This is a genomic window from Psychrobacter sp. (assembly GCF_030457785.1).
In the GTDB taxonomy this organism is placed as follows: Bacteria; Pseudomonadota; Gammaproteobacteria; order Pseudomonadales; family Moraxellaceae; genus Psychrobacter.
The window spans coordinates 1-12,477 of record NZ_JAKDUI010000062.1; the positions used below are offsets into that span (position 1 = coordinate 1).

Annotated in this window: 6 protein-coding genes; 5 read left to right on the plus strand and 1 reads right to left on the minus strand. The window is 45.4% G+C overall.

All coding sequences use genetic code 11. The annotated features are described in order from the left end of the window. Positions 1-93 precede the first annotated feature (93 nt). The 5 genes from L0J61_RS04735 to L0J61_RS04755 all read left to right on the plus strand — a co-directional run bounded on the left by L0J61_RS04735 (position 94) and on the right by L0J61_RS04755 (position 11,441). A complete protein-coding gene (locus tag L0J61_RS04735; RefSeq protein WP_301465181.1) occupies positions 94-1,062 on the plus strand; it encodes a Xaa-Pro aminopeptidase in 969 nt (322 codons plus the stop codon). Between the two features lie 134 nt (positions 1,063-1,196). Next, positions 1,197-1,937, plus strand: coding sequence for a hypothetical protein (locus L0J61_RS04740; RefSeq protein WP_301465182.1), 741 nt, complete (start codon positions 1,197-1,199; stop codon positions 1,935-1,937). A gap of 266 nt (positions 1,938-2,203) precedes the next feature. Next, positions 2,204-4,213, plus strand: a complete 2,010-nt coding sequence (locus tag L0J61_RS04745) for a hypothetical protein (protein ID WP_301465183.1) — start codon at positions 2,204-2,206, stop codon at positions 4,211-4,213. Between the two features lie 489 nt (positions 4,214-4,702). After that, positions 4,703-10,876 carry a DNA repair ATPase gene (locus L0J61_RS04750; protein ID WP_301465184.1) on the plus strand — a complete coding sequence of 2,058 codons (6,174 nt, stop codon included), beginning with the start codon at positions 4,703-4,705 and terminating at the stop codon, positions 10,874-10,876. 418 nt (positions 10,877-11,294) lie between these two features. Then, complete coding sequence (locus tag L0J61_RS04755; RefSeq protein ID WP_301465185.1) at positions 11,295-11,441, plus strand: DUF2256 domain-containing protein; 147 nt, start codon at positions 11,295-11,297, stop codon at positions 11,439-11,441. A gap of 175 nt (positions 11,442-11,616) precedes the next feature. Here the strand turns inward: L0J61_RS04755 and L0J61_RS04760 are convergent, their stop codons facing one another. Further along, entirely contained in the window at positions 11,617-12,393 is a 777-nt protein-coding gene (locus L0J61_RS04760) for a hypothetical protein (RefSeq protein ID WP_301465186.1), read from the minus strand. Positions 12,394-12,477 lie beyond the last annotated feature (84 nt).

Consider the following 12,477-nt stretch of genomic DNA (forward strand, 5'->3'; position numbering starts at 1 on the left):
CGAATGGTGTAATCCAGACTGATGGCTGCTATTAACTCAAGAAAATATAAGATTAAGAAAATATAAGTTCAAACAACGATGGTAGAGAAAACCATGAATCTAATCGCGACACAAAAAGCAGTCGTTATCAGCATATTTGTAGTGTTAGCTGGTTGTCAGGCAGTACCTACTAGTAAAACAATAATAGAAAACCCTACCGTAAGTATCATCAACCATTCACTGACCGCTCAAATGCCAACCATAGATCGTCAAGGTCACATCGCATTCGTCGAAGAACAGGGATCAGGACGAGATAAAGTATCCAGCCTATATAGCATTTCGCCTGATGGTAGCAATCGCCAATTAATTGACCAAATTAAGGGCTATATTTATGCGCCTGCATGGTCGGCGGATGGTGAGCTGTTGGCATATAGCAAACAAGCAGTACGTCAGCACCCAAAAATCTATATCTATGCGCCTAGCACTCGTACACGGCGTTTGATCGTCAATGCAGAAGGCAGTAACTTATCTGCATCTTTTTCACCAGATGGTGAAAAGTTACTCTACAGCTCGACGGTCGGTGGCAATGCTGATATTTATGAAATGCAGTTGAGAAATGGCAATGCCAGACAACTCACCACATTGACTAGTACCGAAGTACAGCCGAGCTATGCCCCTGACGGCAATAGTTTTGTCTACGTCAGTGACAAAGTGCGTGCTGGACGTCCAAGTGTGTATCGTTATGTGTTTGCGACTGGTCGTGCTGAGCGCATTTCAGATGGAGGTTATGCCGCGAGTCCGCAGCTGAGCTTAGATGGTCAGCGCTTAGCGTATCTCAATGATCGTCAAGCAGCGGTCATGACGCTCGCCACAGGGCAGATCATTAATCTAGCTGAGACAGGCTTAGATGAGCCGGCGCGGTTATCCCCCTCAGGACAGTATGCAGTCTATCCAACAGCGATTTCGATAGTGAATGGTCAGCGTCGAGGTGGTTTGGTTATCCATTCATTTGATGGCAACCCTAACTATACCATCAGCAGTAAAAATGGTGGCGTCATGCGCTCGCCAGTCTGGAGCCGGTAATGACGAAGCTTATGCTTTGTGTTAAAAACTATATACAATTGACAGTAAAGAACATAAGTTAGTTGTTTTAGTCTATCTGTCAAGGTTGGTCCATCAAGATTTGATCTTTTGCCGTAAAAAGGAGTGCGCGTTTGATGCAAGAGTCTTTTGCAGTTTTCATCACTAAGATCGGTATGTATCCGACCGTTATTTTTACGGGGCTGGTGATGTTTGTCACCTTATATTGGGTAGTGTCTTTGCTCGGTATGGCCGATATGGATACTGTGGATGTGGGTGATCCAGGTGGTGATGTTGAAGTCTCCAATCTGGCGTCGACTGGATTTTTTACGGGGCTGATGCTCAAGTTTGGTCTTTATGGTGTACCGCTAGTCATCATTTTGACCTTGATCAGCTTAATAGGTTGGGTGCTTAGTTATCTTTATGCCAGTTTTTTACATCAAAACGTTGAGTCAGGCATTTTATATTATCTGTTTGGCACGGGTGCGCTTATTTTTGTGTTGGTGGTATCCATGTGGTTGACAGGTCTCATTATCTCGCCGATTCGCAGAAATATCGCAAAAATCCCCAAGCGCAATGCCTCCAGCAATATAGGTAAAGTTGCGGTGGTGCGCACGCTGACTGTCACAGACAAGCATGGCGAGGCTGAACTGAACGATGGTGGTGCAGGGTTGATTCTGAAAATACGGTCAGACAGTCCAGATATCAGTGAGAATTTGAATACCAATGAGAGCTTGGATATCAATGGTGACTTACTGAAAAAGGGCGACGTGCTAAAAAAAGATAACTTGTTAAAAAAAGGCGACAAAGTGGTGTTGGTAGAGTATCTGAGCGACGCCAACGCGTACCGAGTTTCCGCTGTCAAAGACGACCACTAAGTAAACCAAGCCAATCGTATTGAGCAGTTACTTTATATATGAAAGGTAAAGCCTATTAATTACGACGACTCGCTATTATGACGACTCAATGATTTTTAGACGATTACTATTTAATCGAATTAATCGAAAAACACGCTCTTTGTAAGCTCTCGCTCTTTGTAAACTCTCGTAGTAGGAATGCTTTTAACGGCTTTAAACTTGCTTGCAATGTTTTAATTACTTGCAACGTTTTAATTACTTGCAACGTTTTAATTAAAGGAAGGAATATGGACATACTCATCATCGTCGGCGTGGTTGTTGTGCTGACGTTTGTTTTTGTTATGGCAGCACTTGTGATGCTCAAAGCCTTTTATTACAAGGTGGAGCAAGGGACAGCATTGATTATCAATGGTGTTAGCAAGATTGCTGTGCGTTTTGATGGTGGCTTTGTTTGGCCTGTCATCAATAAAAAAGAATTGATGAAAATCTCGCTTATCACTTTAGAAGTCGATAGGCGTGGCAAAGAAGGTCTTATTTGCGCCGATAACATGCGTGCTGATATCACCGTGGCATTTTATTTGCGTGTCAATGAAACAGAAGAAGACGTCTTAAAAGTTGCCAAGTCGGTGGGTGTTGAGAGAGCCTCAGATAAAGTCGCTGTTAATGAGCTGTTTAATGCTAAGTTCTCAGAAGCGTTGAAGACAGTGGGTAAGCAGATTGATTTTGTCAAACTGTTTGAAAACCGCAGCGAGTTCCGTGACAGTATCGTCCAAGAAATCGGTAATGACCTCAATGGTTATATCTTAGAAGATGTGGCGATTGACTTCTTAGAGCAAACACCAAAAGTGTCATTAGATGCAAGTAATATCTTAGATTCAGAAGGTATTAAAAAGATCACGCAATTGACGGCCATGCAAAATGTCATCACCAATGAGCTAGAGCGTGATGAAGAGCTTGCCGTCAAAAAGAAAAACGTTGAGACTGTCGAAGCGATGTTGGAGCTGGAGCGTCAGCAAGCAGATGCAGAAGCCAAGCAGCAGCGTGAAATCTCTTCTGTGATAGCGCGTGAAACAGCAGAGACGCGTAAGATCGAAGAGGAAGAGCGTAAAAAGTCAGAAACGGCCATCATCATCGTTGAGCAAGATCTGGCTATTCAACGTGAAAACCAGCAGCGTGAGATCGAAGTTGCTGAACAAAACCGCCTGCGTGCGGTGGTGATCGAAGAAGAAAAAGTCACCCGCGCTCGTGAGCTGGAAATTGTCTCACGTGAGCGTGAAGTTGACTTGCAGCGTATCGAAGCCGAGCGTTCGATCGAGCTTGAGAAAAAAGAAATCGCCAACGTCATTCGTGAGCGTATCGCAGTCGATAAGACAGTGGCTCAAGAAGAAGAACGTATCAAAGAAGTACGTGAAGTGAGTGAGGCAGAACGTGCCAAACAAACGCGCGTACTGGCAGCTGAAGCGGATGCGGAAGAGCTCAAAGTTCGCCAAGTCAAAAAAGCGGAAGCAGAAGAGTTGTCAGCCAAGCACAAAGCGGTTGAAATCACTACGCTTGCCAATGCCAACCTTGAAGCCTCAGCGAAAGATGCTGAAGCCAAAGTTAAGCTTGCCGAAGGGATCAAGGCAGAAGAGTCTGCGCATGGCTTCGCTGAAGCAGCGATTCAAGAAGCCAAAGCCAGTTCGCTGGAAAAAGAAGGCATTGCTAAAGCCAATGTGGTTAGAGCAACTGGACAGGCACAAGCACAGTCAGATCGTGAGCAAGGCATGGCAGATGCTGAGGTTATCGCAGCACGCGGTGAGTCAAACGCCAAAGCCGAGCGCGATATCGGTATGGCGGATGCGCAAGTTATTGCCGCTCGTGGTGAGTCAAATGCCAAAGCCGAGCGTGAAGTCGGTCTGGCAAAAGCCGAGGTCACACGTGCGCACTTCCAAGCCGAGTCCGATGGTCTGGTCGAAAAATTCAATGCCATGGGTAGCATGAGCAAAGAAGCACGTGAGCATGAAGAGTTCCGCATGGGGCTAGAAACTGCGCTGCAAGAAGCAATGGCATCTATTGACGCAGGTAAGGAAATTGCCAAAGAAAATGCGGAAGTGTTGGCAGTTGCCTTAGAAAAAGCTCAGATTGATATTGTCGGCGGCGAAGCGCATTTCTTTGATAACTTTGCTAAGTCACTGTCAATTGGTAAGGCCATTGACGGTCTGGCTGGTAAGTCAGACACGCTAAGCGGCATCATCAACGGTGTGATGGCGAGTCAAGCGATGAAAAACACCAATCAAACGAACGACGACGTCAAATAAGCTGCTGTAAAGTAAGCTTGTTTAGGGCGTGTTTTTGTTATTTAAATTAGGGCGTGTTGAACATTCACAAATAGGCACTGCTGATGACTAAAATTGTTCCAGACAAGGCGCAAGTTAAAGATAATGTTAATACCTTAGCAAGACTTGCAACGCCGTATAGAACAATTTTAACATCAGACCACTTTCTATCAATAAATTGTTGGGACAGGCGTATTTTTTGCCGCTTTATTGATAAAAATAGACGTATAGAATGACTATACTTACTTTTTTTATCTTCAAATCGTCTAAAAAATACGCTCTGTCAGTGCCATGGTCGAATCTTCAACACGCCCTAACGTTACTCAACTGAATGTTGGCCAACTCAACCTTGAGTTGGCTAATCTAAAAAAATACATGACGGCTGTTGTTTTTTTAGGTTAGCCAAGTGTGGTTTTATAACATTTCCTTATTGCAAAAAAATTGCCCAAAAATAAAAATGGACGAGCACCGATGGCGGATACCCAAAACTCAACCAATACAGACAACAATCAAAACCAGGCAGCGCAAACCGATCAGGCCGTCGCTTCAGGCAACGCTTATGAGCTGATTAAAAAACGGCTGACGGAGCAGGGCAGCCGCCTAGAGCAACAAACTGCCACGCTAAATACTGCGCGCTTAAATGAGTTTGGTAGTACGCAAATGCAAGTCATTGCCCGTACGCGTATTCGCACCGAACACAACTGTGTCGCGCAGGATATGGTGCAAGTCGGCGATTATCTGCTGTTTGGCTATAATGTATTTATGGGACTCAAGCGCGCGAGCAATGTGTCAGATGTATTGTCGCTGTATCGATTGATAGCGCCAGCAGATATGGACGATGGCGGTGGAAACAGTGCAAACAGCGCAGACCGCTCAGAGTCAGAATACCAGCTTGAGGCAGTCGACTTAAAGGGGACTTTTTTAGATCAACAAGCCTTCGTCCAAGATTTTGATGAGTTATATCGCTATTACAAACAAACCCGCCTAATTCAACTGATCGTCAAAGACAGCAAGCTGTTGTTGGCGTTTCAGATAGGCGAGCGCATCACCGATATTCGGGTGTTTCGCTTTGCGTTAAATTTTAGTGACGGCACGCCAGAATCCGATCGAGTTACTTATATAGACAACAGAGGCGAGCGCGACATCGAGTTGCCGCCCGCTTATGACTTTGATTGGGTTGAGACCACACGTGATCAAATGATCAATGGCAAATACCCGCACATGAATATTTTAGATACGGTATTTGTGGAGACCGTTGGCGGCGATTTGACCATTAAAATTGAGGATAATACCGAGTCAGGGCAGGGTATCTATAGTGAGTCTGTGGAGGATCGTACCCAATCGCTGACCGATGCAGAGATCGCTTATGCCAAAGTTGGCAGTTTAATATTGCTCAAAGTATTGCCGTATCGCGAGGAGCGCTATCGGTATTTTGTTTATAACACTTTGACCGAAGCGGTGCTTCGTCTAGATGCATTAGGGCAGTCCTGTGTCCAGCTACCAGAAGACCACGGTATAATTTTCCCCGGTGGTTACTATCTGCAAACAGGTGAATACAAGCTGTTTGATGCTCAAGATGACGACGGCAAAAACTTAGCATTTAAACGCAAAATCATATCTCCCAATGGTGAAGACGTCTTATTTTTATTCTATGATGTGGCCTTAGGTATTACCGGGTTATTTCCTTATAATCTCATCAAAAAACAACTGGCAAACCCGATCTATTGCAACGGTATGGCCTTGGCGGACAATGGGCGCTTGGTGTTGTTCAGTGACCAAAGTGAACCATCGCGCATTCACCCGATGCAGATCTGGCACACGCCTTATGCTTCACACGAGTACGTCAGTGAATTGCCTGAAAGCACAAGCTTTTATGGCAAAATCGGCAATAAAGAACTGGTGCGCGGCATCTCCGATCTCTATAGCATTACTCGCCTGATTGACAACCAAAGCGTATCACAAAAACTCTATGAAGAATTGGCAGATCATGCCAGTCGCTTGTTCGATAGTTATTACTGGTTGTCTGAGCCTGAGCTTGGCGAGGTCGCAGAGAGTATTAAAGAAGTGACAGCCACCGCTGAGTTGGTAATCGATGAGTTTGCTAAAGTACAAAGCATTCAAAAGCAAACGCAAACGGCATTGGCCGACGCCGACTCTCAGCAGAATGAGATTTTGCGGCAGATACGCATTACGAGTTTTGAGTCTGCCGCTGATTATGTCGATCAGCTGTCGACACTCAGACGCCAGAAAGGGCGGTTGATTAGCTTGGAGGATTTGCGTTATTTAGACAGCGAAAAGCTACAAGCGTTGCAGTCGCAACTAGAAAAAGCCGAGAGCGAGTTGGCTGAAAAAACTGTGCTGTTTTTGAGTGGTGAAGAGGCACTATCAAGCTACGAAGGCATATTGGCTGATGTCAGTGAGCGCTTAAATACCGCTGAAACCAATGCGGAGCTAAAGCCAGTATTAGACCAAATCGATGAAACAGCGCAGGGGTTAGATCTGCTAACCGAGTTGCTGGGCACATTAGATGTCGCTGACGCCACGGTGCGAACACAAATTATCGATGACATATCGACCATTTATGCCAGTCTCAATCAGAGTAAAGCCAAGCTTAATCATAAGCGTAAAAACTTAGGCTCGGCTGAGGCTGTGGCGCAATTTGGTGCGCAGTTTAAGCTGTTTGGGCAGTCGATTGCCAATGCGTTATCTATTGCCAATACCCCTGAGAAATCAGATGAGCAAATGGCAAAGTTGCTAGTACAGTTAGAGGAGCTTGAAAGCCAGTTTGCAGATCCAGAGACCAATAGTGGCGATCAGTTTTTAACAGATATCATCAGTAAGCGTGAAGAGATTTACGAGACCTTTGAAAATCATAAGCAGCAATTGCTCGATGCCCGCAACCGCAAAGCGCAAAACCTCGGCGATGGTGCGCTGCGTATGCTTGAGAGTATCAAAAAGCGCACGCAAAGCACTGGCGTCATAGGCTTTACCGAAGAAGAGGCGTTAAACACGTATTTTGCCTCGGATGGGCTGGTGCAAAAAGTTCGAAACATCGCAAAAGAATTACAAGCGATGGACTTTAGCGTCAAGGCAGATGACATCGACGCACGTCTAAAAGCGATTCAAATTGAAAGTTATAAAAGCCTAAAAGACAAGTCTGACTTGTTTGAAGAAGGTGGTCAGATCATCAAATTAGGTAAGCACCGTTTTTCGGTCAATACTCAGCCATTAGATTTAACCTTACTGAGTCGGCAGCAGTCAGATGGCAATTCTGTGCTAAATTTGCACTTAACTGGCACGGATTATTATGAAGTACTGAATAACGACGAGCTAAATGCCTTGCGCCCTTATTGGGATATGAATATCGCTTCGGAGTCTGATGTCGTCTATCGAGCGGAATACTTAGCCTATAGCATCATCGAAAGCGCTAAAAACGCTCAAGAGGGTTTGACCGAAGCACGCTTATATCAGGCATATGACGACACGATCGTCACGCTTGATGTCAATGGCGATATAGATAACGATAGCCCGCTGGCAAGACTGGTCAAGGCATATGCCACGCCTCGCTATCAGCTTGGCTATGACAAAGGCATTCATGACCATGATGCCACGTTACTATTGATGCAGATATTACCGACTTTGCGAGAGGCTGGGCTGCTAATTTATACCCCGCAAGTCCGGGCGCTGGCTCAGATGTTTTATTGGCAACTCAATCTCGTCCAAGCGCTGGGCTTAGATAGCCTTCATCAGTTTGATTACGGTGCTTGGCTGGATGATTCAATACTCACGAGAGTGAGCAATTGGATGGACAGAGCTGTGACTGCTGAGCAACTACGCCGTGCGTTGGGCAGTGATACGGCAAAGTCGCTACTGGTCGAAGACATGCGCCAAGTGATGAGCGGCTTCGTGAGTGTATATGCAGATGGCGAAAGTCAGATGAATGCCAATGTAGACTCGAATTCAGCGGCTAATACAACATCAGAAACCAGCGACATTCGTAACGCAAATATCTTTAAACAAAGCCACGTACCTCTGGCCTGCGAGTATCTGGTTAGTGTCATGGGACAGTCAATGCAAGCTGTTACCCATAATACCAGTACGCATAAAATAAACTGGCAAACCAGTCAACAAGCTCAGCAGCTGTGTGAGCAACTGCAAAAAACACTCGATGGTGCAAACTGTAGCACGCAAGCTGCCACCAGTTATGCGCAACTACAGTCTTCAGTTGGCAAGCTTGGTTTTCAGCCAAAATCCGCCTATGAGTTATTGGCAACATGGTTTCATGCGTTACTTGATAAGACTTACGGTAATACTGACTCGGCCAATGCAGCAGCTGATGGTACCGATGAAAACGGCGAGCTCAGTGAAGAACAGCTTGCCGAGATTGCAGAAAAGTCAGCCATATGCCAGCAGCAACTCGAGAGTGGGCGCCATTATGTGCCTGAAGCGATTGCGATGTTACTGACTCAGCTAAACGATGCCCAGCGTGAGAGTCTGGTGCAACGACTGATAGACTCAGGTGCGAGCATTAATAAAAATGCTTCTAATACAGGAGCAGGTTATAAAGGAGCAGGTCACAAAGAAACAGGAAGTGTAGGCGCTACTTCCGCCTTGTCCTTCTCCGCTGCCTCCTCATTGACCAGTATCAATAATCCGCTCAACCAAGTACCAGGCTTTGAGCGCAGCATTGGTAAGGTATCGCTAGAGATACAAGTAAACAAGCTGTTGGGTGAGCACGCACGTATCCATCAGCAGACCTTGAGTTTTGCAGTCGATGATTTTTTAAACCGTCTGCATCAACATGAGACGCAGGTCATTCCTGCTTATAGACGTTATTTGTCCATGCGCTCGGAGATATTGCACGATTCAAAAGCAACCTTGCGACTGGACGAGTTTATGCCGCGTCCATTATCTTCATTTGTCCGTAACCGTCTGATCAATGAGAGCTATCTGCCACTCATCGGTGATAACCTTGCCAAGCAAATGGGCACGGTCGGTGAAGATAAGCGTACCGATTTGATGGGTATTCTGATGATGATATCTCCGCCTGGGTACGGTAAGACCACGTTGATGGAGTACGTGGCAAACCGTCTGGGCCTAATCTTTATGAAGATTAACTGTCCATCGCTCGGTCATGATGTCACCTCATTAGATCCTGAAAGAGCGCCCAATGCGACCGCTCGCGAAGAGCTGAATAAAATCAACCTTGCCTTTGAGATGGGCAATAACGTCATGCTCTATCTTGATGATATTCAGCATACGCACGCTGAGTTTTTGCAGAAGTTTATCTCACTCGGTGATGGCACGCGCCGTATCGATGGTGTCTGGCAAGGTAAGACCAAGACCTACGACATGCGTGGTAAAAAATTCTGCGTGGTCATGGCGGGTAACCCCTATACCGAAAGTGGTGAAGCCTTCAAAGTCCCAGATATGCTCGCCAACCGTGCCGATATCTACAACTTAGGCGATATCATGAGCGGCATGGAAGATGTGTTTGCGCTGAGTTATATCGAAAACTCATTGACGTCTAACGCTGTCCTCGCACCATTAGCCAATCGTGATTTGGCGGATGTCCATCGCCTGATCAAAATGGCAAAAGCAGACAATGCCAATCTCGCCCAAGCACAGAGCAGCGAGTTGACCTACCCGTATAGCACTTCTGAGATCAATGAGATCATCGCTGTCTTGCGTCATATGTTTGCAGTGCAATCTGTCATTCTCGATGTCAACCAAGCCTATATCGCTTCTGCTTCGCAAGATGATAAATACCGTGTCGAGCCGATATTTAAGCTGCAAGGCAGCTATCGTAATATGAATAAGATGACTGAAAAATTATCGGCGGTCATGAATGAAAGTGAGCTAAATCAGCTGATAGACGACCATTATCTGGGCGAATCGCAGTTACTCACCTCAGGTGCTGAGAGCAACTTGCTCAAGCTTGCAGAGATGCGGGGCACATTGACCGAAGAAGAAAAAGCACGTTGGGAGCAGATCAAGGCTGATTTCTTACGTAACAAAGCGATTGGCGGTGAAGATGGTGATACGGGCGCACGTATCGTCGCTCAGTTGGTCGACTTGGCGAATGGCTTTAATGCCATCAGTAGCCAGTTTGACAAGTACTTAACGCAAAATGATCCAGAGCACATCGCTCGCTTGCGAGAAGCAGGTCAGCAAGAGCAGTTGAATGCGCAGTTAGCCTCACAAAAAATCCTCGCAGATAGCGTGATTAATAATGCCAAAGTCGTCAGCGACAGTATCGATAGTGGCTTTGAGAAGAGTATGGGTCAGCTGATACAGATCTATAAACACGATCACAATGCAGAAAAGGCAGAAAGCGAGCAGCTGAAGCAAAACCAAGACAGTCAAAAGCAGCTCATGATGCAGTTGGTCAATGCGGTAGAGCAGCTAGCGCAAAATATGGCAGACAGTTTGGTTAATAGTGATGATGATCAAGCCGTAGCGAGCGATGTGCAGGATGTCGATCGACAAACTGTGCTGATGGCAAACGCACTCAAAGAGGCACTATCGCCATTGACCATGCGCCTGGATGAAAAACTGGCGATTGATAGCAGCACCGACCAATCTGGCAAGCTGATCGTCAATAGTCTGAACAAGCTAAATAAAATCTTTGATGATTATGACTAGGGCGTGTCCTCAATTCGAACAGTCACCTTTAAATGGGCTAAAAATGGCTAAATATTTGCCAAACGTTGTCAAATAACTGACTAATATCCTGATATTATCTGCGCTATTTTCCTTGTTTGGCGGCAATTTATCTCATTTTTATCACCATTTTCAAAATGAGGACACGCCCTAAATCATTTAGTGATGGCGAGGTTAAACATTGTGCGAGTAATGGTAGTGTCTAACGAAAGTATGGGAGCCAATCCTGCTTTTCGCTCATATCTTGCCTGCTCACTGGGGCGGTGGCTATCGCCAGAGGCGTTCCAACATTCGAGCGACCGCCTCTAGCCAAGCCCCCGCAGCCCAGCGAGCAGACAAGGATAACCGCTGCAATCAGGGCTAAACCGCACCACAAGCCCACCATTGAATACAGGCAATCATGGCACATAAAAAAATAAACCTACCGCAAAAAACATGCCCCGTCTGCCAGCGGCCATTTACATGGCGCAAAAAGTGGGAAAAGGATTGGGACAAGGTGGTGTATTGTTCTGAGCGCTGCCGGCGGAGTAAGACCAAAGCTGATTAACTTAGGTTGAAGCATTCAGCCAAAATTTGATTGATTGAATGTTTTTATGAGTAAATTTTGAGTGTTAACGACGTTTTAGACCAAATTCTGCCATGGTCTAAAAAAGATTGAGTCATTGCAATCAAACTCTATTCTCTGATAGTCAGAGATCGTGAAGGTCTCTGACTTTGCTAGACTAAGGTCTTGAGAATTCAAACGTCTCGTCATCGTCTATGATATCATCTCGGTTTTCATCCACTTCAATACTAAGTGATATATCACCTGTCACTCGAGCGTAACGTGTTTGCGGTTCTGAAAATCCAGTATCCCCGTTATCATCATAAACTATCGTAGTAGATAACTTATTAGTAACAGGATCAACAGTGTAGTTACCCCATTCCATACCATTTTCTAAATTATCGACTGAACCATCCTCATCATCAACTTGCACGTGGATATAAGTATCGTTGTCTAAGAACGCCAAGCCAACTAGTTCTTCTTCATCGGCATCATCAAAATCCCAAGGCCCCAAGATACCTTCAGACTTAGTTTCTGAGAAGCGATAGCTTTCATTACTATCGATAATACCGTTTCCGTTTTCATCTGCCTTCAAGGTAAGCTTACCGTTAGATATCTGAGCATAGCGAATGGTAGAGTCTGACAGTCCAGAGGTGCCGTTTTTATCGAAAATAGGCGTAGCGGTGAGTTTGCCTTCTGTACTACTAACACTATAACTTCCTAGTTCCATACCGTTGTTGGGGTCACTAGTTAGCTGACCACCATCGACCTGGGTCTGTATATAGGTTCCATCATCCATGAATATTATTGTTGATAATTCTCCATCACCAGTATCATCGCTATTCCACATCCCAACAATTTCGGTATCTATATCAGGTTGATCGGGTTGCGTGACATCTGTAGATATTCCGTCTGAATCTGAATCGTCACCACAACCTTGTAGTAACAAAGTCATTGATAAGGCTAATAAGGCTATTTTAAATGTTTCTTAGATTAACACACCAAGTGCAACGCTAATTAATATTATAGAACGCCTGCA

Coding starts and splice junctions, on each gene's coding strand:
- L0J61_RS04740 (WP_301465182.1), top strand. CDS start 1,197: ATGCAAGAGTCTTTTGCAGTTTTCATCACTAAGATCGGTATGTATCCG.
- L0J61_RS04755 (WP_301465185.1), top strand. CDS start 11,295: ATGGCACATAAAAAAATAAACCTACCGCAAAAAACATGCCCCGTCTGC.
- L0J61_RS04745 (WP_301465183.1), top strand. CDS start 2,204: ATGGACATACTCATCATCGTCGGCGTGGTTGTTGTGCTGACGTTTGTT.
- L0J61_RS04760 (WP_301465186.1), bottom strand. CDS start 12,393: ATGACTTTGTTACTACAAGGTTGTGGTGACGATTCAGATTCAGACGGA.
- L0J61_RS04735 (WP_301465181.1), top strand. CDS start 94: ATGAATCTAATCGCGACACAAAAAGCAGTCGTTATCAGCATATTTGTA.
- L0J61_RS04750 (WP_301465184.1), top strand. CDS start 4,703: ATGGCGGATACCCAAAACTCAACCAATACAGACAACAATCAAAACCAG.